Annotated in this window: 18 protein-coding genes, 1 tRNA gene and 1 rRNA gene; 15 read left to right on the top strand and 5 right to left on the bottom strand. The window is 37.9% G+C overall.

Going from position 1 to position 22,389, the window contains the following annotated elements; translation table 11 throughout:
• A 5S ribosomal RNA gene (gene rrf, locus H4J62_RS01550) occupies positions 1–114 on the top strand.
• Positions 115–205: 91 nt separating this feature from the next.
• Positions 206–290, top strand: a tRNA-Tyr gene (locus H4J62_RS01545).
• Between the two features lie 43 nt (positions 291–333).
• Here H4J62_RS01545 and H4J62_RS01540 read toward each other — a convergent pair.
• Positions 334–1,965 carry a tetratricopeptide repeat-containing response regulator gene (locus tag H4J62_RS01540; protein ID WP_182215273.1) on the bottom strand — a complete coding sequence of 544 codons (1,632 nt, stop codon included), beginning with the start codon at positions 1,963–1,965 and terminating at the stop codon, positions 334–336.
• 213 nt (positions 1,966–2,178) lie between these two features.
• On the opposite strand from H4J62_RS01540, the gene H4J62_RS01535 reads away from it, so the two are divergent.
• Positions 2,179–3,555, top strand: a complete 1,377-nt coding sequence (locus tag H4J62_RS01535; RefSeq protein ID WP_070375253.1) for a DEAD/DEAH box helicase — start codon at positions 2,179–2,181, stop codon at positions 3,553–3,555.
• A 23-nt stretch (positions 3,556–3,578) separates the two neighbouring features.
• On the opposite strand, the gene H4J62_RS01530 is transcribed toward H4J62_RS01535, so the two are convergent.
• The gene (locus H4J62_RS01530) at positions 3,579–4,034 is read right to left on the bottom strand and encodes a YaiI/YqxD family protein (RefSeq protein WP_070375252.1); all 456 of its coding nucleotides are present in this window, start codon (positions 4,032–4,034) and stop codon (positions 3,579–3,581) included.
• A gap of 166 nt (positions 4,035–4,200) precedes the next feature.
• Here H4J62_RS01530 and H4J62_RS01525 point away from each other — a divergent pair, with 166 nt between their 5' ends.
• The 3 genes from H4J62_RS01525 to H4J62_RS01515 are packed head-to-tail and all read left to right on the top strand — an operon-like array spanning position 4,201 to position 6,378.
• A complete protein-coding gene (locus H4J62_RS01525) occupies positions 4,201–4,677 on the top strand; it encodes an acyl-CoA thioesterase (RefSeq protein WP_070375251.1) in 477 nt (158 codons plus the stop codon).
• A 35-nt stretch (positions 4,678–4,712) separates the two neighbouring features.
• On the top strand, positions 4,713–5,120 hold the full coding sequence (locus tag H4J62_RS01520) for a DUF2750 domain-containing protein (protein WP_070375250.1): 408 nt from the start codon (positions 4,713–4,715) through the stop codon (positions 5,118–5,120).
• 4 nt (positions 5,121–5,124) lie between these two features.
• The gene (locus tag H4J62_RS01515) at positions 5,125–6,378 is read left to right on the top strand and encodes a DEAD/DEAH box helicase (protein WP_182215275.1); all 1,254 of its coding nucleotides are present in this window, start codon (positions 5,125–5,127) and stop codon (positions 6,376–6,378) included.
• Between the two features lie 91 nt (positions 6,379–6,469).
• Here the strand turns inward: H4J62_RS01515 and H4J62_RS01510 are convergent, their stop codons facing one another.
• Entirely contained in the window at positions 6,470–7,120 is a 651-nt protein-coding gene (locus H4J62_RS01510; protein ID WP_182215277.1) for a thiol:disulfide interchange protein DsbA/DsbL, read from the bottom strand.
• Positions 7,121–7,238: 118 nt separating this feature from the next.
• Complete coding sequence (locus tag H4J62_RS01505) at positions 7,239–7,403, bottom strand: hypothetical protein (RefSeq protein WP_182215279.1); 165 nt, start codon at positions 7,401–7,403, stop codon at positions 7,239–7,241.
• A 110-nt stretch (positions 7,404–7,513) separates the two neighbouring features.
• Here H4J62_RS01505 and H4J62_RS01500 point away from each other — a divergent pair, with 110 nt between their 5' ends.
• From H4J62_RS01500 to H4J62_RS01485, 4 genes are all read left to right on the top strand, one after another.
• Entirely contained in the window at positions 7,514–8,440 is a 927-nt protein-coding gene (locus H4J62_RS01500) for a LysR substrate-binding domain-containing protein (RefSeq protein WP_182215281.1), read from the top strand.
• Between the two features lie 38 nt (positions 8,441–8,478).
• A complete protein-coding gene (locus H4J62_RS01495) occupies positions 8,479–9,879 on the top strand; it encodes a sigma-54 dependent transcriptional regulator (RefSeq protein WP_182215282.1) in 1,401 nt (466 codons plus the stop codon).
• A complete protein-coding gene (locus H4J62_RS01490) occupies positions 9,860–11,161 on the top strand; it encodes a PAS domain-containing sensor histidine kinase (protein ID WP_182215284.1) in 1,302 nt (433 codons plus the stop codon). Before H4J62_RS01495 ends, H4J62_RS01490 begins: the two co-directional genes overlap by 20 nt.
• Positions 11,162–11,335: 174 nt before the next feature.
• Complete coding sequence (locus tag H4J62_RS01485) at positions 11,336–11,806, top strand: cytochrome c (RefSeq protein ID WP_182215286.1); 471 nt, start codon at positions 11,336–11,338, stop codon at positions 11,804–11,806.
• A gap of 136 nt (positions 11,807–11,942) precedes the next feature.
• On the opposite strand, the gene H4J62_RS01480 is transcribed toward H4J62_RS01485, so the two are convergent.
• Positions 11,943–12,635 (bottom strand): cytochrome b/b6 domain-containing protein, encoded by a 693-nt coding sequence (locus tag H4J62_RS01480; protein ID WP_220467876.1) that lies wholly within the window; start codon positions 12,633–12,635, stop codon positions 11,943–11,945.
• A gap of 239 nt (positions 12,636–12,874) precedes the next feature.
• Here H4J62_RS01480 and H4J62_RS01475 point away from each other — a divergent pair, with 239 nt between their 5' ends.
• The 5 genes from H4J62_RS01475 to H4J62_RS01455 all read left to right on the top strand — a co-directional run bounded on the left by H4J62_RS01475 (position 12,875) and on the right by H4J62_RS01455 (position 22,372).
• Complete coding sequence (locus H4J62_RS01475) at positions 12,875–14,122, top strand: HlyD family efflux transporter periplasmic adaptor subunit (protein ID WP_182215288.1); 1,248 nt, start codon at positions 12,875–12,877, stop codon at positions 14,120–14,122.
• 31 nt (positions 14,123–14,153) lie between these two features.
• Complete coding sequence (locus tag H4J62_RS01470; RefSeq protein WP_182215289.1) at positions 14,154–14,858, top strand: ABC transporter ATP-binding protein; 705 nt, start codon at positions 14,154–14,156, stop codon at positions 14,856–14,858.
• Between the two features lie 196 nt (positions 14,859–15,054).
• Positions 15,055–17,463: an ABC transporter permease gene (locus tag H4J62_RS01465; RefSeq protein WP_182231311.1), complete on the top strand. Its 2,409-nt coding sequence runs from the start codon at positions 15,055–15,057 to the stop codon at positions 17,461–17,463.
• The gene (locus tag H4J62_RS01460) at positions 17,463–19,916 is read left to right on the top strand and encodes an ABC transporter permease (RefSeq protein WP_182215293.1); all 2,454 of its coding nucleotides are present in this window, start codon (positions 17,463–17,465) and stop codon (positions 19,914–19,916) included. The genes H4J62_RS01465 and H4J62_RS01460 overlap by 1 nt, the downstream gene beginning before the upstream one ends.
• Complete coding sequence (locus H4J62_RS01455) at positions 19,916–22,372, top strand: ABC transporter permease (RefSeq protein ID WP_182215295.1); 2,457 nt, start codon at positions 19,916–19,918, stop codon at positions 22,370–22,372. The genes H4J62_RS01460 and H4J62_RS01455 overlap by 1 nt, the downstream gene beginning before the upstream one ends.
• The last annotated feature ends 17 nt before the right edge of the window (positions 22,373–22,389 follow it).

Below are 22,389 nucleotides of genomic sequence, written 5' to 3'. Positions count from 1 at the left end.
CTAGCGACAATAGCACTGTGGCACCACCTGATCCCATTCCGAACTCAGAAGTGAAACGCAGTAGCGCCGATGGTAGTGTGGGAGTTCCCATGTGAGAGTAGGACATTGCTAGGCTCCTAATTAAGTTTAATAATAACCACTTAAATGGTATTGTTAAGCGGCTGTTTAAGATAATACAACTAACAAGTTGAATTATCGGCCCCGTGGAGGGGTTCCCGAGTGGCCAAAGGGACCAGATTGTAAATCTGATGGCTCAGCCTTCGGTGGTTCGAATCCACCTCCCTCCACCACTTTATTCAAACATAAATCCTTACTATTTAATAATATTAGCGCCTAGCTAATTTTTATCATATCTGAATACTTATCACTTAACTTTTTAAACCTAATATAAAACTCACTAGTAGAATCGATCAAGGTTAATGCTTTAATTAATATCTCAGCCTGTGCTAGATCGCCAACCCTCTCATTATCTTTTTCAAACGAAACAAGTAACACTTGCAATAAATTCAACTTAATCCCAGTGTGATTAGGAAAATGAACCAGTGCATTATTGAGTTTATCAATCGCCAGACTGTATTTATGCTTCTTATATAGACTAACACCTAACTCTAATGCGCTTTGTGCCGCAATCCTTTCATGGTCAGAATAAGGCTTATCTGCAATAGTGTTTAATTGTGTCAGTATTGGGGAATTATCTTGATTTACATGAGCTAGCTCAGTTAGTAGGTTATCAGCATAAGACTTCTTTCCCATAGCCATGAGTGATTTGGCTATTGCAATTGTACCTACTGATGATATTTGATGTTTACAGTTTATTAGTAACAACTCAGCTTCTTTTAGTGCTTCTTTAGCAAGCCTTGGATCTTTAATTTTATCATACAACCTTGCTGCTAATAATTTACTATGAATCTTAATCTCTATGGTATTAAAGTCCCTGACCATATCAGTAAGTAATTTAAAAGCTTTGTTACTTAGTCTGCGTGATTTTTGAGGTTCTAGATCTGTCATGGACTCAAGTAGCGCTTCGACAAAATGTAAGGTGTTATCAGGTTTTCTATGAACAGAGTGAAAGGCAAGCGCTGCAGTTTTAGCAAAAGCTTGTGTTGCTTTATCGAAGTTCTGATTTGTTAAACATAAGTCTGCATATTTTTCTAGACGTGGTACAGAAAGAGGTGAAACAACCAAAGCATTTTCTAAAATGGCTTCTGCTAACAGAGGTTCTTTATTTAATTGGTAGGTATTGGCTAGCCAATCGTAAGCTGACAAATAAAGTGGATTATTTTCTATTACCGTATTAAAACAATCAGCGGCCAAGTTATAATCATGATCGAGTAATGCTATCTTTCCTAGGCCAATTGCAGCCCACTGACAATTAGGAGAACAAGCGTAAGTCTCGTAAATATCTCGGGCCTTATCAAATTGTTTTAACTCAAAGTATTGTCTAGATTGAATTCCTAAACATTCATTTTTATAAATTGAATTTATGGAGATAATATCTTGGCATAATGAAATAACTTCTTGGGAGTCGTTGTTATCCATCGCGTTATATATATCAAGCATAGCTGTTTTTTTAGCGAAACATCGCGCTAATCGAATGTTAAGATCGTTAAGTGTATATGGCTTAGCAAGGTATTCATCGGGTTTATGTTCGAGGGCAGCTAACACCATAGCTTGTGAAACCTCAGCGGTTATCATAACGATAGCGCAATGACGTGAGATAAACTTTTTAGACCTTAATTCTTCAAGAATATGTTGACCATTTTTTTTATCTTCGCCCAGGTCATAACCTAATAATATAACGTCAAACTGAATTTTTTCACAAAGTATTAATACATCTGAGGCGCGGTTACTCGTATCAACACTAAGAGCACCAAGCGTGTAAGCGAATAATTTCAATGCATCACGTGATTGGCTGATACTTTCAACGATTAAAAAACGCATCTTGCTGTATGCAATCTTGTTCATAAACTCCCTTGAATATTCTTTTATCTGTAGAGACTTTTAGCGGAATTAAAACCACTTGTCTAGCTTTGCAACTGACAATAATTAAATATTAGGATATATAGCTTATTTGCTTGCAGATAACCCTTCTCGTAATTGCACTTATAATAGCTATACTGTATTCTGCAACGCCGCTGTACATTGGCTAACTTCCACTTTTTATAAAGAGATTTATCTATGGGTTTTACCTCGTTGGGCTTATCTGCCCCGATTCAAAAAGCGATTGCTGAAAAAGGTTATACCGAACCATCACCAATTCAAGCACAAGCAATTCCCGCCGTACTAAGTGGGAAAGATGTCATGGCAGCAGCACAGACGGGAACCGGTAAAACAGCAGGGTTTACACTACCAATATTAGAGCGTTTATCAGGTGGCAACAAGCCACAGGCTAATCAAGTACGCACACTAATCTTAACGCCAACACGAGAGTTAGCGGCACAGATATATGAAAATGTTGAAATGTACGGTAAGTACTTACCTTTAACTGCGACAGTGGTCTTTGGTGGTGTGAAAATTAATCCACAAATGATGCGCCTTCGCCAAGGTGTCGATATATTGGTGGCAACACCAGGAAGATTGCTTGATTTATATAATCAAAAAGCAGTCAGCTTTAAGCAACTTGAAATACTAGTGTTAGATGAAGCGGACCGTATGTTAGATATGGGCTTTCTTCGCGATATTAAAAAGGTATTATCGGTCTTACCTAAGCAACGTCAGAATCTTTTATTCTCTGCAACCTTTTCAGAAGATATCCGTGATCTTGCGCGAGGGTTAGTAAATAATCCTGTTGAGATCTCTGTTAGCCCACGAAATACCACCGCTGAAAAAGTTGAACAGGTAATTTATCCTGTTGATAAAAAGAAAAAGCCAGCCTTGTTAACAGCACTCATTAAAGATAATGAATGGCCACAGGTCTTAGTGTTTATGAAAACTAAACATGGAGCAAATAAGTTAACCAAACAATTAGAGGCTGAAGGTATAAGAGCAGCGGCTATTCATGGTAATAAAAGCCAAGGAGCTAGAACTAAAGCATTAGCTAACTTTAAAGATGGTACAGTGAATGTTTTAGTTGCTACCGATATTGCAGCGCGCGGTATTGATATTGACCAGTTACCACAAGTTGTTAACTTTGAATTACCTAACGTTGCAGAAGATTATGTTCATAGAATCGGTAGAACTGGTCGAGCGGGTGCAAGTGGTAAAGCGGTTTCATTAGTCTGTTCAGAAGAAATTGATTTATTAAACGATGTAGAGCATTTAATTCAAACCCATATACCTCGTGAAATAGTGCCAGGATTTGAACCTTTTAATTTTTTATTAGAATCACGTCCTTTAAGACCTTTAAAAGCAAATAAGCCTAAAAAAGCAAAAACTGAACATCATGACGGACAACGTTCTGCCGATAATGCACGAGGTCATAAGCCGCAAAGTAAAAATCCTCGTCATAGAAATGACAGTAACGCGAATAAAGATTCAAATGCAGGTGGTCGTCGTAAAAACCCAGCAAGTACAGCACCAAAAAGTAATAGCGACCCATACTCTGCGTCACGCTAGTTTAGAAAATTAAATTAGGGCTCTTAATGAGCCTTATTTAATTTTGCTAATAGTTGATCTAGGTTATTTGCAAATGCCTGTCTGTCAGCTTGACTGATCGGGGGTGCACCGCCAGTTTGAATACCGCTAGAACGTAAAGTATCCATAAAGTCACGCATGTTGAGTCTTTGCCTGATGTTACTCTCGGTATAAAGTTCGCCACGAGGGTTTAGGGCTAAACAGCCTTTCTCTACAGCTTCTGCTGCTAAGGGAATATCTGCTGTGATCACTAAATCATGCTTTGCTGAACGCTTAACTATTTCATCATCGGCAACATCAAAACCAGCATTAACCTGTATAAAAGAAATAAATTTTGAGGGTGGCGTTTTAATGAAATGATTAGCGACTAAGATTGTTTCAATCTTTGCACGTTCAGCAGCACGAAATAATATTTCTTTAATAACAGTTGGACAAGCGTCGGCATCGACCCAAATTTTCATTATATTCCCTATTACATTTATTTTTTGCACTCGTTAGGTGCAAACTATTGCTATTTTAATCTGATGATTGCTGTTATACCTAATAGATTTCAGATAATAATATATATACCAAGCTGGAACGATACCTGCTTAGTACGATAAAAATATTTAACAAGAGAGTTAACCAATGAACAAACCACAAAGAGATATTACCCTAAGATTTCTAGCTGAACCACAAGATGTAAATTTTGGTGGTAAAGTTCACGGTGGTGCCGTAATGAAATGGATCGATTTAGCCGCTTATGCATGTTCAGCCGGTTGGAGTGGTCGTTATTGTGTAACTGCTTATGCAGGGGGGATACGTTTTATTGCCCCAATTCATGTTGGCAGCTTAGTTGAAGTAGAGGCTAAAGTCATTTATACCGGTAATTCATCAATGCATATCGCGTTAGAAGTAAATGCCTGTGATCCAAAGTTACTTAATCGCACATTAACAACCCATTGTATTGTTATTATGGTGGCTGTTGACGAAAACGGTAAGTCAGAAAAAATCCCTAAATGGATCCCTGAGTCGCCAGAAGATATTAAACAAAATGAGTCAGCGATAAAATTAATGGAAATGCGTAAACTCATCGGCGAAGAAATGCAAATCTTTGTAGAATAGTATGTAACCTAATACAAATCTGATAGGAATATTTTATAGTGCAAGCTCTAGACGAACAACAAATCAAACTTGTTTTAAATTACGATGATGCTCAACGAGCCAATTACTTTCTGAAAGAAGTTGTCGTAAATAATGAAATTTGGATATTAAAAGACGAGCACGGCTGTGTGATGCTTAATACCGAAGATGAAGATTGCGTACCTGTCTGGCCAAATAAAGAATTTGCCCAGGCTTGGGCCACAGATGAATGGCAAGAATGTCAGCCAGAAGCTATTTCATTAAGTAAATGGTTTAGTCACTGGTCGCATGGTTTGGCAGACGATGAATTAGCCTTAGTGGTGTTTCCTAGTCAAAATGAGCAAGGGTTAGTTTTTTACCCAGATGAGCTTGAACAAGAACTAAAAAACAAACAAAAAAATCAATCAGCCAAAGGTCAGCGTTAATTACATGAGTTTTACTTCTTTAGCATTAGATAAGAGCCTAACCAACGCTGTAAAAGCACTTGGTTATGATGAAGCCACCCCTATTCAGTTAAAAGCTATTCCTGCGATCTTAGCTGGAAAAGATATTATGGCTGGAGCGCAAACAGGAACAGGAAAAACAGCGGCCTTTGCTTTACCTATTTTACAAAAGTTAATGGCAACACTTCCTGAAAATCGTCCTGTTCGAGCTTTAGTGTTAACGCCTACACGTGAACTTGCTCAACAAGTCTATAAAAGCTTTGTTAGTTATGCAGAAAACACAGAACTCAATATTGCCGTTGCTTACGGTGGTGTCAGTATTAACCCACAAATCACGGCATTAAGCAAAGGTGTGGATGTATTAGTGGCAACCCCCGGACGATTGCTTGACCATATTATTAATGGCTCTTTAGCGTTAACGGAACTGGAATTTTTAGTCTTTGATGAAGCTGACCGTATGTTAGATATGGGCTTTAAAGATGAGATAGACCGTATCTTAAATCGGGTACCACTTAAGCGCCAAACCCTCTTGTTTTCAGCAACTTTCGACGATGCAATTTTTAAACTGAGTAAAAACTTATTAACCGATCCTGAGTTAATTGAAGTCAGTGAGCGAAATGCAGCGGCAGCAAAAGTAGAGCAAATTCTTTATACCGTTGATAGTGATCGAAAGCGTGAATTAACCTCATTTTTAATCGGTTCAAAGAATTGGAAACAAGTACTTATCTTCACCCGTACTAAGGTAACTGCCGACGCATTAGCGAAAGAAATGTGTAAAGACGGTATTAAAACGCAATCGATTCATGGCGATAAATCTCAAGGCGCAAGAGAAAAAGCCTTAGCAGAGTTTAAAGAAGGAAAAACCCGTGCCTTAGTGGCTACAGATGTTGCCTCTCGTGGTTTAGATATTGCAAACTTAAATTATGTCATTAACTACGAACTCCCTTATATTGCTGAAGATTATATTCATAGAATAGGAAGAACGGGTCGAGCAGGTAATGAAGGGGTAGCTGTTTCGTTGATGAGCCCTAGCGAAGAGTGGTTATTAGAAGCGGTTGAAAAGGTACTCGATACGCGCTTATTGCAGCAATGGTATCCTGGTTATGAACCTGACTTAACAAAAACAGAAAAGCCCGCCCGTAAAGGTGGCCAAAAACAGCGCGATAGAAAAAAAGCGTTAGGTGAGCATAGTGACGCTAAAAAACGCTCAGGACCGAAAAATAAATACACCAGAAGATAATTAGCGTATTAAACGCCATATCACTGCAATTGAGTTTCTAAACAATAGATTCTTAATTTGCAGTGAATATTTTCTAGGTCTTCTTTACATATTACAAGGTAAAGAGGTGCGCGACTAATGCGGTGTAGTCAGCGAAAAAGTTTTTATCATCAAGGGCTTTAGAATTTATCAAATATTTACCATTAACCACCATAGTCGGAACACCGGTTAATTGACGAGCCGCTGATAACTTATCCTGAGTCTGCTTATTACGCTTAGCTTCACTAATAATGCTAAAGTTTTTCATGCCTTTATCAAATTTAGCACCATCTCCGCCACTCAATACAAAAATGTTACGAATATCTTCTTCGCTATTTATCGTTGCACGCTCGGTCTGTAAATAGTTAAAAATGGCAGGAGAGAATTTTTTAGCAACAGCCGTCTTCTCGGCAATAATAAGGGCTTTACTTAGCATAAACTGAATTTCTGGCGCAGTTTGTTGCATAAAGTCCACGTGCGTTTTTTCCAGCTTCACCCCTTTGGGCAATACCTTTTCGAATTCATTTAAATAGGGTTCATAAGCGCGACACGCAGGACAGTAATAAGAGAAGTATTCACGCAGCTCAGGTTTGTTGGTCGTTTGTTCAGATATAACCGTATAGTGCTTACCTTCTTCAAATTTACTGTCTTGTGCTGCAACCGCTGTCGCAGCGAATAAGGTCAAGGCGATGAATCCGCCAAATAGTGTTTTAAGAGCTTTCATGGTTATCCTCAGAGAATCATTTATTAATTTTTATTGTTGCGAGTATAGACCAAAGTAAAAAGCGTCGGTTCATCGTAAAATGTAAAAGTTTATTACGAAAATTTTTTATCGAAAGTCATTATTTAAAATGAATTAAAAGACATAAGTTTAAATTATTTGAAATAATAGCTAAACGTCGTTGAATTGTAGCTGTTTTATTTTTTATTATATTACTGTTGTTATCAATAAATGGTTTATTAATTTCTTTATTATCAGTGGTTAATGTTTTTTTTGGCTTTTCCATTATCTATCCTTATTTATCTGTGTAAGACTATTTTGTCAAAACAAAAAATGACAAACCAACGATATAAACTTACACTTAATATAAGTAAAACTTATGGAAAATAAGTAAAGATGGATCAACGACTCAAGTATTTAAATGCAATGCGTACCTTTGAAAGTGCTGCTCGACATAAAAGTTATAGCCAAGCGGCAGAGGAGTTGTTTGTTTCTCAAGCGGCGGTTAGCCAACAAATGCGGCAATTGGAAAACGTTTTATCCGTAAAATTATTCGTTCGTACCGGCCGTAAAATGTTGTTAACGCCAAGCGGTGAGACTTTGTATGAGTCGACACATCAAGCGCTTAACACATTAATAAAAGGGCTTAACAGTATTCAACAAGAAGATATTGCTGGCGATTTAACGATTACGTCAACACAAGCATTTTGTTCTTTATGGTTAATGCCTCGTTTATATAAATTTTCTCAAGTACATCCGGATGTTAATGTACGCATATTAGGCTCAAATCAGAAAGAAGATTTACAACAAAAACATATAGATTTGGCGATACGCTTTGGTGTTAAAAAACAAGTGTCCAACGCTGACAATCTCGTCATGGAAGATTTTGGTGAAGACGTTGTTTATCCCGTTTGCTCCCCCAAGTTATTACAGCACATGTGGCTTCAAAGCCCCAAAGACCTCCTAGACTGCACCTTAGTTAGCTTAGCTAATGAGCAGGTAGTTACTTGGGATAAATGGTTTGAGCATGCAGGCGTCAAAGGCTTTGAAAACATGACTAAGAAAACAGAAGTTACCTCGAGCGACATGGCCTTAAATGCGGTATTAAGTGGTCATGGCGTTACACTTGCTGCCAGTGCAATGTTTTCACAATACATTCAGACTAAGCAATTAGTTGTGCCTTTTAAAATTAAGCATCCAGTGATTTGGAAACGCTATTTGGCCTACGATCCTAATTCAGCCAAGCGCAAACGTATTCAGGTTTTTATTGACTGGGTGCGCGCCGAAATGGCAAGCTCAGCACCGAAAGTATTATTAAGATAATTTTGCTTTCGTTACATTTATCTAAGGAATATCAGTAGATGCCCTGTATTTTAGTTATTGATGACCGTCCAGATATCCGTCTAAGTTTAGCGGTATTGTTAGAAGATCATCACTACACCGTTATTGAAGCCGACAACCCTCAAGTTGCACAAGTGAAATTAAAAAACCATGCTATATCCCTGATATTGCTTGATATGAACTATCAATTAGACACAACGTCTGGTGAAGAAGGTTTAGCTTTTCTTACCTGGTTACAAAACTCTTCATTTGGACATACACCAACAATAGCAATGACCGCTTGGTCGAACACAGACCTAGTCGTAAAAGCAATGAACTTAGGTGCCAACGACTTTATTGAAAAGCCTTGGCGTAATAAACACTTATTACACACCGTGGCGCAGCAGCTCAATCTTTTAAACCTTTCAAGTCAAAATAAAAAATTAAAACAACAACTTATCAATGAAAATTGTGACGATTATGTCTGGCAATCACCCGTTATGACGCAATTATTGAAAAAAGTAAAAGCGGTGGCACATACCGATGTCAGTATTTTATTAACCGGTGATAATGGCACAGGTAAAAGCGAACTTGCTCGTTTTATTCATCAAGAATCACCGCGTAATAACGAAGCTTTTATTGCCGTAAATATGGGCGCTATCAGCGAGTCACTGTTTGAAAGCGAGATGTTTGGCCATAAAAAAGGCGCTTTTACTGATGCCAAACAAAACCGTATTGGGCGTTTTGAACTCGCTGAAAATGGTACTTTATTTTTGGATGAAATCGCCAATATTCCACTTTCCCAACAAGCTAAACTACTACGTGTATTAGAAAATGGAGAATACGAAACCCTTGGGTCAAGCCTGACACAAAAAACAAATACTCGTATAATATCAGCGACTAATGGTGACTTTACTCAGTTACTAAGTACTGAGCTATTTAGAGAAGATTTATATTACCGTCTTAATACTATTGAATTTAGAGTGCCGTCGTTAAAAGAACGCACGGAAGATATTTTATTGTTAGCGCAATTCTTTGTTGATAAATTCACTAAAAAATATCAAAGGTCTGTTCGCTCTATATCGCACGGTGCACAGCAAGCTATGCTTGATTACCATTGGCCAGGAAATGTGAGGGAAATGAGCCATTTAGTTGAACGAGCGGTATTGTTAGCTGAACATGAACAGTTATTGGCAGAAGATTTGCACATTAGAAATGTCAGTCCTGCGGGGGCAGTCGAAAACTTAGCCAATAATGCGCTTCAAAATAATGGGCCGAGTAATCAATTACCATTAATGACATTGGCTGAAGCGGAAGTTGCTATGGTTAAATTAGCGCTCAAAAAAAGCGCAGGAAATGTACCTCAAGCCGCGTTATTACTGGGTTTGACAAAAGCGTCGATGTATCGACGTGTGGAGAAATATGGCCTTGCTAAAAACTAATTCTCTAGAAAGCTTTATACAAAAAAAACTTGCTATACTCTGTACTGTTATTTTGTTGTTAAGTGGTTATATTTTTTGGCTTTTAACGATAAAGTGGCAGTGGATCGTTATTGTTGAATTAGTGCTTTTTACGATTTGTTTCGGCTTTACTTTGTCAATAAAGCAGCGTGTGATGCGATCTTTTACTCGTGCTTCTTTACATATAGATGCCATTACTCAAGAAGATTATAACCAATTTGGAAAATCAACTTTCCCAAAGGGTAAAGTTAGCGAATTTCATCAGCAATTGAAACAACTGAGTGAAAAGTTACAAACACAAAAGTCTCATTATGATCAGCAGGCTTTTCTGGTTTATCAATTGATCTCACAGTTAGATACACCAGTTTTGATATTTAATGAAAAACAACAGCTTACACTTGGTAACGAAGCGTTTTATTATCTGTTTAAGCAACCATGGCAAATGTTTCGTCACGCCACTGCCGATTTATTGGGTTTACATTACAATGACGGACACTGGAAGTTCATAGAACAAGCGAAACAAAACCGCTGGCAAATACGTCACAGTGAATTTATAGATGATGGTGAAAATCATCAACTGCTGCTTTTTATTGATATTGAACCCGCATTGCGAGAAAGCCAATTAAATGCCTGGCAGCAAATCATTCGCGTACTCGGCCATGAGATCCGTAATTCATTAACACCAGTATCTTCGATGGCAGAGACACTAGCAGACAAAGCAAGCAACGAAAGAGACAAAATGGTGCTTGGTGTTATTACCGAGCGTTGTTTGCATTTACAATCTTTTGTGAACCGTTACTCGTCGTTATCACAAAAATTACAAATAAATTGCCAGTGGTTGTCTGTAGAGCACGTTATTAAGTCTGTTTCGGGTTTGTTCTCCGATATAAATATTACCCTCAACGCGCGTGTTAATGAATTTTGGGCAGATGGCGAGTTTATAGAACAAATTTTTATTAACTTATTTAAAAATGCTAAAGAGGCAGGCGCCACTGAAATAGCGGTTAGCCTTGCTTTAGAAGATCAATATTACATTATTGAAATTACCGACGATGGCCATGGTTTCTCTAACATGAACAACTTATTTGTTCCGCTCTATTCAACTAAACCACAAGGGCAAGGAATAGGGTTAAGCTTTTGTCGTAATATCATTGAACAGCATCATGGGGTAATGGAACTGCATAATAATAACGAGAGTGGTCAACTGCAATCAGGCGTTACCGTAATGATGATTCTCCCTAAGCCCAACATTAACAGGGGTTAGCAGTGAGTTCAATTATGAACTAGGTAAAAGTTCGAAAATGAACTTTTGTTTATCTGAGTAAGCTGAACCAATGAAACTGGTTTAACAATATGTTGATTTGTAAATAATCTTTATTGTCATTTGATAGTGAAGTTTTGCTATAGTGATAAAATTACCATAAGGACAATAAATAAAATGAAATTATTTACAAAAATAGTAGCCGCGAGTATTTTTACTGTATTAGCAACAGGTGCAATCGCTAACTCAGCAAGCTCTTTAAAACATGCAGAAAAAGCGACTGATTTACGCCAATCAATATTTAGTTTGTTGGGCAGCAACATGGGTCCTTTAGGCGGTATGGCTAAAGGAAAAATTGATTTTGATGCGGAAAAAGTATCAACGCATGCTTTACGCATTAATCAATTATCACTGATGATTGCCGACTATACCCGCACGAACACTTCGGCACATAAAGTGAAGACTGAAGCACTCGACAAAATTTGGGAACAACCTGATGCATTTTCAAAACGTATTGATGACTTAACACAAGCATCGGCTAATTTGCAAAAAGCAGCTTTAAGCGGAGATGAAAGTCTTATTAAAAAAGCGATTGGTGGTGTAGGTAAAACCTGCGGCGGCTGCCATGATGATTTTAAAGCAGAATAGTGCTTAACCCGTGACCATTTAAACGACTTTAGTACTTTAAAGTCTGATGGTTTAGGGGTTTATTAACATAAATTAATAGGTGATTTCAGCGGTGTAAAACATCCTGTAATCACCTATCGTTAAAATAACAAATGTATTAGTAGTAATATTCTTCTATAACAGGTGCATTCAGCACCACCAGCCAATAAACAAAAACCACAGCCACTATTACCATTAAAAGCGCAATCCATAACTTAGAGTGTTTGATCACATTTGTTTTATCTACTTTAGCGGCAAGCTTTTTTCCTGTGATCATTGGGAGTATTATCGATTGCTTTTTCACTCGCTCATAATAGGCGATTGCCAATAGGTGCATAGCAATGGCTGCAATCATTAAATCAAAGACATTGTGATGTAAAAACATCATCACTTGTTCGACTTCTTTGCTAACACTATCGTAGTAAGGTCCAGAAGAAAATACATCGTCATTGATAAATAAACCACTTATTGCCTGTAAACTGATGAGAAAAATCATCAAAAAAACCATCAAACTGCCTAATGGATTATGACCACTACTATTTTTAACTTGATTGTTTTTTAGATCACCAATGTAGTTAATAAGGCGCTTAGGTGTTGGAAAAAAAGATCTAAACTGCGAGTGTTTAGTACCGAAGAATCCCCACAAAGTTCTGAAAACAAGTAAGCCTAAAGCGAAATAGCCAAGTTTCATATGAATATCAATCAGGTCATTGTCTTGATCAGAAGTGTACCAAGAGGCAATAACAGTAAAGGCAAATAACCAATGAAAAAGTCGTAAAGGTAAATCCCAAATAAGAACATGTTTCAGCAAGAGTCTATCCCAAATAGAAATAAAGTATTAATTGTAATGGCTACAAATTATGAAGTAAAAAGGAATCACCGAATTACTTCACATCAATAACGAAATATTTTGAGTTCATTATCGAACTAGTACGAAAATAAGGTTGTCGATTTAATGTTTTACATTGATTTATATAGGAAATATTATTGGCACGAAATTAGCTATATCAATATATAGAAAGACGGTTAAGCAACAACCAAGAGAATAATGTGGATATTTTAAAACAGAAGCCTAAAAAAACATTGCTCAATAACAAAGGACTAATAGTAACGATCGCCGTTGTTATTGTTATTGTATTGGTAAGTTATGCAAAAGCGTCACTTAATAGTGTCAGCCTAGCGAGAAAAGATTTATTGCTTGCAACGGTAAAGCAAGGAAATATAGACGTTACCGTAGAAGGATACGGCAAATTAACCTCAGATAAATTGCAATTAATTACTACCCTCACCAAAGCAACGGTTGAAGAAATCGTATTGAAACCTGGCGCTACTGTTACCAAAGAAAGCGTAATCGTAAGATTAGCAAACCCAGAACTGCAGCAACAAGTGCAAAGTGCTGAATATTCAGTAGCTGAGTCAAGAGCCAATTTACGCCAACTAAAATTAAACCAAAGACGCGAAACACTCACCGAAAAGTCAAATTATTTAGAACTTGTATCACAGCATAAAGGGGCTCGTTTAACGTTAACGGCACAAAATAAATTGGTAAAAAGCGGTATTGTCAAACAAATAGACTATCAAGAAAGCATATTGCGTGAAGATCAGTTAAAAGAACGAATTGAAATTTTTAAAGAACGTAATGAACAGCTTAAAGAAGTACATAAAGAGGCGATAAATATACAACTAGAACGAATTAAGCAAGTTGAACAAAGACTAACAATCGCTAAAGAGCGGAAAAATAAATTAGTGGTAAAGGCCGGTTTTGACGGTGTGCTACAACGTTTATCTGTAAATTTAGGGCAAAGCTTGTCTCCAGGGCAAGAAGTTGCCTTAATTGGTAGTGTTACCGAATTAATTGCGTTGATCCGCGTGCCACAAAACCAAGTGCAATTAGTTAAAATTGGTCAGAACGTTATCGTTGATACCCGACAAGAACTCATTGAGGGGAAAGTTAAGCGTATTGACCCTATTGTTGACCAAAACACCGTCGAGGTTGAAATATCATTCCCTGGGAAACTACCTAAAAGTGCAAGGCCCGAACAAAACATTGATGCGGTGATCACGGCTAAAGTACTCAAAAACATTTACTACATCGACCGACCTGCCAATGTGCAAGCGCAGAGTGAAACTTCGCTGTATCGGCTTAATAAAGAAATGTCTGAAGCTATAAGAGTCGATATAAGTTTTGGGGAAAAAACTGGACGATTTATTGAAATAAGTGCGGGAGCCAACTTGGGCGACCAATTTATTATTTCAGATTTAAGTAACTATAAAACAGCCAAAATTTCGATTTTATAATTGAGTCATAAAATTACAAAAGGATAGGTACATGAGCACAGCCATTTTATTATTAAAAAATATCGGTAAAATTTTTGAAACCGAAGAACTTGAAACACATGCTTTGAAATCAATTAACTTAACCGTTAATAAAGGAGACTATGTTTCAATATCTGGTCCTTCTGGCTGTGGTAAATCAACACTTTTATCAATTATGGGCTTACTTGATGTAAGTAGCAGTGGTGAGTATTTCATTGAAGGTGTCAATGTTACTGACCTATCACTGGATCAAGCTGCAGAAGTTAGAAATTCAAAGATTGGTTTTATATTTCAATCGTTTAATTTAATAGACGAGCTTTCAGTTTTCGACAACGTGGCTTTGCCACTGCGCTACCATGCTGATAAACCCAATAACGCGACAATCAAAAAACGTGTCATAGAATGTTTAGAAAAAGTAGGCCTGTCACACCGTATTAGTCACAAACCAAACCAACTTTCTGGCGGACAACAACAACGTGTTGCTATTGCTCGTGCGTTAGTTGCTGACCCTGCAGTGCTATTAGTGGATGAACCAACGGGTAACCTTGATTCAAAAAGTGCTGACCAAGTTATGGATGTACTGGACCAATTAAATAAAGCGGGTACAACCATTTGTATGGTAACGCATGATCCGCGCTATGCAGATATGGCACGTACTAAAGTACAGCTTCTTGATGGCGCTATTTTAGACTCGCTGGGTGTAAAACTAGTCGGTTAAGTCGGCTAACTCAATAAGTACTTTTTACCGTCATACTGAATTTATTTCAGTATCTAAAGTTGTTGAAAAGTTTAAAAACCAGATCCTGAAACAAGTTCAGGATGACGCTATTTTAGACCCGCTGGGTGTAAAACTAGCGAGATAACTCACCCTGAACCTTATTCAGGGTGATGGTCAGAAGATAGGGTCATGAAAAATGAACAGTTATTTAATCAAACAAGCATATTTAAGCTTAAAGCAAAAACCGATTTTTGTGCTTAGTGTGGTTTCTACCATGGGCGTAACCTTAGGTGCATTATTATGTGTGCTGACCTTAGCGTATGTCATGTTAATAAAACCCTTACCGTATCCTGACCAAGAGCGTTTATATAATGTTGAACATCAATTAATCAGTAATGAAAATGCTATTGATGGCCGCGCTTTTACTTACCCTAATTTAATGCATTTATATAACCAGCAATCGTTATTTGAGCAAAGTGTTTTAATGTATGTTGATGGCGGGGTCATTACTTCTTTGCCAAGCGAACCCATGGTGGCAATATCATTTATAACGCCGCAATGGTTTTCATTGTTCTCTGCAAAAATGGAGTTAGGGAAGGGATTTGCAGAAAGTGAAAAAGTTAACAGTTATAACCCCGTTGCCGTTTTAACTTATGAAACATGGCAAAATAAGTTTAATGGCGACATTAATGTACTTGAAAAAAGCCTGACGTTAAGCGGAAATAACTACCGAATTATTGGTGTACTCGCAGAAAATAACATTGAAGCGCCACTCGCCGGCGCTGGTTTTAAAACCGAGTTATATCTTCCATGGGATTATAATTCGGTAAGTGAAAGAGAACGAAAACGTTGGGGAAATGATGATAGCGGTTTGATATATGTTGGTAAGCTGAATAAGCAATATGCGGAATATTCCAAGACACAAATTGATCAAATACTAACAAAGGTCGTCAATGAGAATTGGCAAAGTAAGGTATCGGGTCATGACTTTTTTAAAAATTGGTCGATCGTACTTGAAACACAAACATTAAAATCTTTTATTGTTAGCGATGGTGAACGTAGCGTTTACTTATTATTGATTGGATCATTAGGTTTACTGTTTATTGCTTGCGCTAACATCGCCAATTTATTTGTTTCACGAACAGTAGAGCGTCAGCAGCAACTTGCTATTTCTGCGGCTGTTGGTGCTTCTAAAGCACAATTATTTCGCAATATTTTAGCTGAAACAGGGCTGTTAATGTTTGCCGCTATTATACTCGCGCAGGTTGTTATTTTTGTTGGTTTTAGTGTTTTACAATATTACCTTGGTGATTTTCTACCACGCATTGATGAACTTGAACTCAATGCATTTTCATTTTCAGCTTCTATTTTACTTTTAGTCTTGTTAACACTTACCTTCTCACATTTATGTTTGAAAATGATCAACTATCATGCACTTAACGCTACGTTGCAATCAGGTGGCAAAGGCAGTGGTATTCAAGTATCAAAGCGTGTGCGAAACATCTTAATTAGCAGTCAAATAGCGACAGCAACCGCCTTAGTCTTTATTAATGTCGTTTTGTATAAAGACGCCAGTGAATTAGTAAACCAACCTTTGGGTTATCAAACAAATAACATTACCTCGGTCGTATTGGCATTACCCAATGTTGAAAGCGAGATAAAAGCACAAAAACTCACTGCCCTTAAAGCTGAGTTATTAGCCCATCCGAAAATAAAAAAGGTAAGCCAAGCGATGCGACCCACAGGCTTTGGTACTTTGGCATTAACAGCTATGGAAACAGACAATCGTTATACTGTGCTAGGGAAAGATATTGACGATCAATACTTTAGCATGCTCAAACAAGCGATTATTGAAGGTGACAACTTTAGTGCTGCAGATATTAAAGACGACAGAAAAGTGATGATTGTTAATGATGTTTTTGCACAAAGATTAGCGCCAAATGGCAGTGCGATTGGCTTTAAATTTAAAAATGGTGTTGAAGTTATTGGTGTTGTAAAAAGTATTAATATGCCTGGCATACAGAGAGTAGAGTCTCGTTTTTATTACCCCGCAAGTTTGGCAAGAAATATGTTGCTAATAGAACAGCATCAAGGGCAAATATTTAATCGTGATGAAATGATTAGTGCGATGAAAAGCGTTGATAAAAAATTAAGTTTATTCACCTTCACATCACTCAATGAATATAAAGACCGTCGATTATTTTCTTCAGTAACTACAGCCGTTACGACACTAGTATTGGCTATTTTAACGTTATTACTATCAGGTTTAGGTTTGTACGGTATTCTTAACTATTCTAGCCAAATGCGTCGTTTTGAAATTGGTACTCGCATGGCTATTGGTGCAAAGGGTAAAGATATTGTTAGCTTAGTCTTTAAAGATAATGCTGGCGCATTAGGCATTGGTTTAGTGGTAAGTTTTGTTGTATTACTTGTTTTGTATCTTGGTTTTAGTGACAGTTTAAATACTTATATTAGTTTAGAACTTTTGCCGTTATTTATTCTCACAGTGGGAGCAATATCACTGCTTTCATCACTTGCCTGTTATGTGCCGTTACGCCCGTTTATTAAAAACCCCGTTATTCATGCCTTAAAGGGGAGTGAATAATGAATTTATTTATCTATCAGTTAAAACAAGCATTTTTAAGCCTTAAGAAAAAACCAGGCTTTGTTTTTAGTGTTGTTTCAACCATGGGCGTTACGTTAGGCGCGTTGTTATGTGTGTTAACACTAGCCTATTTATTGTTGATTGAGCCATTGCCATACCCTGAGCAAGATCGACTTTTTGTTGCTGAGCATAAGGTTCTTGGCGATAAAAAAGAGACCAAAACAGTTGCTTATAGTTATGCTGGCTTGGTGCATTTATACCAGAGTAAAGCCGCATTTGAACAAGCGGCCATCATGTATTATGACCAAGATGTGATCCTTTCTCACCTTAACCAACCACTCGTCAATACCACTTATACCACGCCGGAGTTACATCAACTGTTAGCGTCGACTATGGCAACAGGTCGAATGTTTACGGCTAGCGAAGCTCTGGATGCCAATAATCCAGTAGCTATGCTCAGTTATAATACTTGGCAGCAAAAATATGATGGCAGTGCGGATATTCTTGAACAAAAAATCAATATCAGGGGTGTTAGTTATCGCATTGTTGGTGTATTGGCAGAAGGTTTTGTTGAACCTGAATTAGCTGAAATTGGGCGTGAAACGCAAGTTTGGCTGCCATGGGATTATAATCAGACTGACCAAGTAAGCAGAAAAAGTTTTTTGAGCATAAAAGGTAACTTTAAATTTATTGGTCAATTGAAAAAAGGGCTTAGCAAAAGCCAAGCACAACAACTTTTAACCCCTTTAGTGAGTAAACGCTGGCAAGAAGGTGTTGCTGATATGGAATTCTTCAAGGATTGGTCAATCGATATGCGAGTCCGCTCAGTGAAGGACGTTATGCTCGGGGATAGTGAGTCTATTGCGGTAATGCTGTTAGCGGGTGTGATTGGTTTAGTATTGATTGCCTGCGCAAATATCTCTAATTTGTTTATCGCACGTACTGCAGAAAAGCAACGTCAAATGGCGATTCAAGCAGCGATTGGTGCCACTAAGAAACATTTATTTAAAGCGATGTTGGCTGAAACCAGTTTACTGATGTTGATGTCGATCATACTCGCCTTGATAGTTGCTAAGGGCGGGTTTTATATTATGCAGCAATATTTGGCCTTGGTATTACCGCGAGTTGACGAGCTATCTCTTAATCCGATAACGCTTAGCTGTGCGGCACTAGCAACCATTATTCTTGCATTGTTTTTTGCTAAATTAAGTACTCGTATTATCAATTATCGTGCACTCAATGCTAGCTTACAAAGTAGTGGTAAGGGCAGTGGTTTACAGGTATCAATAAAGACACGCCAAGTCTTAATCGCCAGCCAAGTGGCATTAGCGACGCTATTAGTATTTGCCAACTTGAGCTTACTTAAAGATGCCGTTAAAACCATTAATGCACCGATAGGTTTTAGCACCAATAATATCTCGATTTTAACGCTAAACTTCTCTTCAACCCAATTATCTAGCCAGGAAGAGGTCATCGCCATTATGGCTGAGATCATAGAAAAGCTTAAAGCCTTACCACAGGTGGAAGCCATTGCGCATGGGAGTTCACCTTTAGATGGCTTTGGTATTAAATTGCTAACCAAACTTGATGATAATGAAGGGCATTCACCGTATTTAAAAAGAATTGATCATAGATATTTTAAACTAATTGAACAACCGCTATTACAAGGTGAAAATTTTACCAAGCTAGATAGACGAGATAACAACTATTCGATGATTGTTAACCAAGCGTTTGCTAAGCAGTTAACACCTGACGGTGATGTCATAGGTATGCGGCTAGTATCGATAAATGAGCCTGAATTTAAAATAATAGGTATTGTTAAAGATATTGCTATTCCCGGCGATACTCCGTTTGGCAGCGACGATGTAGCTGCGCCTATACCAAGGGCCTATGTGCCTGATAATCTAAACGACAACAAATTTATACTTAAAATAAAGGCTGACCAGTCTATTAGTCGTCAACAGTTGGGCAAATTATTAGCCGAAGTTGACGCTAGATATTCTGTATTTAGCTTCAAATCAGCAGATGAAATGCTTACTCAAAACTTGTTTACTCAAATTACTACCGCGGTGACAACGACAGCTTTAACGTTAATCACTTTTTTCCTCGCGGGTATTGGTCTCTATGGCATTTTAAGTTACAGCACCCAAATGCGCCGTTTTGAGATTGGAACACGTATGGCAATAGGTGCTAAACGTGGTGACTTAATATTACTGATTATAAAAGAAAACGTGAAGCCTATTATTGCTGGCGTATTGTTCAGCTTAGTTATTTTATTGAGTGTGTATTTCTTTTTTAGTGTAGAGCTTTCATCTTATATCACAGCGCAATTAACGCCGTTGTTTCTTGTGACACTTGTATTAATTTCTACTCTTTCGTTATTGGCTTGTTATTTACCCTTAAGACGATTTATTAATTCTCCTGCGATAAGCAACTTACAAGGAAGTGAATAATGAACTTATTTACCTATCAACTAGAACAAGCATTTTTAAGCTTGAAGAAAAAACCGGGCTTTGTTTTTAGTGTTGTTTCAACAATGGGAATTACCTTAGGTGCTTTGTTATGTGTCTTAACACTGGCCTATGTAATGCTAATTAAACCCTTGCCGTATCCTGATCAAGACCGATTATACCGTGTCGACAGCCAACAGTTTGATGCTGCTGGCGCTTTAAATGTTACTGCTTTTAGTTACCCGAGTCTCGTGCATTTATACAGGTACCAGCAAGAGAAGAACCAGCAGGTTTTCGACCAAGTGGCTTTATCAATTTATGACGATGAAGTACTAACGTCACTCGCCACACAGCCAACATTATCAACCGCCTATGTTACCCCTGAATGGTTTAAGCTTACTGCGGCAAGTATGACTATAGGGCGACCATTTTCTGAGTCTGAGCACATTAATAGTAATATTCCTGTTGCGGTATTAAGTTATCAAACATGGGTGAATGACTTTGCTGAAGCAACGGATATTCTCGATGAAAAAGTGACTTTTCGTGGTATAAGTTTTCAGGTTATTGGTGTTTTGTCGTCAGCGTTTATTGAACCTAAAATATCAACCATTGGCCGAGAAACCAACGTTTGGTTACCTTTTAACTTTAATGCTGGCGGCGAAACGTATCGAGCACGTTGGTGGGACAGGGCGAATAACTTAACCTTTATTGGCAAACTTGCTAAAGATGAAAATGTTGCACAAGCGCAAGCGAAAGTTACCCAGCTAGTGAATGAAACCTGGCAAGAGAATATCGACCAAAATGGCTACAACAAAGGTTGGCATATCGAAACGCCTTTATTGTCTTTTCAATCGGTAATTTTAGGCGAAAGTGGTCGTAGCGCATATTTGTTGTTATTGGGCGTTATTGGCTTGTTAGCCATCGCGTTTATTAATATCGCTAACTTACAACTGTCACGCACGGTTGAAAAAAAGAACCAATTAGCTTTACGTGCAGCGGTTGGTGCTAAACGTAAAGACCTTTTTAGTGTGCTTTTTACTGAATCATTTCTGCTGATGTTTGGTGTATTGTTACTCGCCTTACTTATTGCGCAAGTAGGTTTTGGTGTATTGCAAACAAACTTGCAACAGGTATTGCCTCGCGTTAATGAGCTAAGCCTTGGCTTATTCACCTTAACCAGCGCGGTAATAACCTCTTTGCTCTTAGCCATTCTATTTGCTTTGTTAAGTTACCGAGCGATAGACTTACGTCGCTTAAATAACAGCATTCAAACCAGCGGTAAAGGAACAGGGCTGCAAGTGTCGAAAGGGATGCGTACTTTCTTAGTGATCAGTCAAGTTACCGTGGCTACCGTATTAATTTTTATTAATATAAATTTATTAAAAACATCATTACAAACTATTTACGATCCGTCAGTGATGAACGTTGAGCAATTAAGCAGTGTAGTACTGACTCAATCTGATGCCGTTGAATTAACGCGCGCAGAGAGCTCTGCTATTACCGCAGAGATTCAACAAAAAATTTCAGAATTACCGCAAGTGAGTGTGGCGAGTAGAAATAGTTCACCGTTAACCGATGGTGAAGGTACTTGGTCGCTAACCGAAGTAACCTCGAATCAAACCGTATTACCGCTGGGTAAAAGCGTCGATAGTCATTATTTCTCATTAATGGGACAGAATTTATTAATGGGCGATAACTTCATTGAAAGTCACTTTACTGACCGAGCGCCAGTACTGATTATTAATGAGCAACTCGCCAAGCAATTAGTTACCGAGGAACAAGGTAATTTAAGTGCAGCACTCGGTAAGCAGCTTTCTTTTGGTGGCCCTAGCGCGTATACCATTATAGGTATCGTTAACGATCATAAATTGCCGGGAAAAACATCTATTCCAACGCGTGTTTACATGCCTAATTTAAGTCGTTCTAACTTACTGATTAAACTAAAAGACAATCAAACGTTAACGCGAGAACAGTTAGTGTCTGCGATTAAATCGACCAGTAAATCGATCAGTTTATTTGAATTATCAACCTTAGCACAGCAAAAGGCTCAACGATTATTTAGCCAGTATACGGCGGCAATTACTACTGCAACACTCACGGTTATTACCTTCGTTTTGTCAGCGATTGGTCTGTATGGCATTTTAAGTTACAGCACCCAAATGCGCCGTTTTGAGATTGGAACACGTATGGCCATTGGCGCTAAACGAAGCGACTTAATTAAATTGATTATTAAAGACAATGCCAGTGCAATATTATTGGGCGTACTGCTGAGTGTTGGCGTGTTGTCTCTATTAACCATTGGTTTTAGTGAACAAGTCAGCCACTACATCACCTTAGAATTACTGCCGGTGTTAATAGTGACCTTAGCGATGATCAGCATGCTGTCGTTATTTGCCTGCTACTTTCCTTTGCGTCAATACATTAACAAACCTGTGATCCATGCATTAAAGGGTAGCTAATAATGACGTTCACTATC

The sequence above is a fragment of the Colwellia sp. BRX8-5 genome (genome assembly GCF_014077325.1).
Classification (GTDB): domain Bacteria; phylum Pseudomonadota; class Gammaproteobacteria; order Enterobacterales; family Alteromonadaceae; genus Colwellia_A.
Note: the sequence above shows the minus strand (reverse complement) of the source record. Positions and strands in the feature narration are given on the sequence as shown.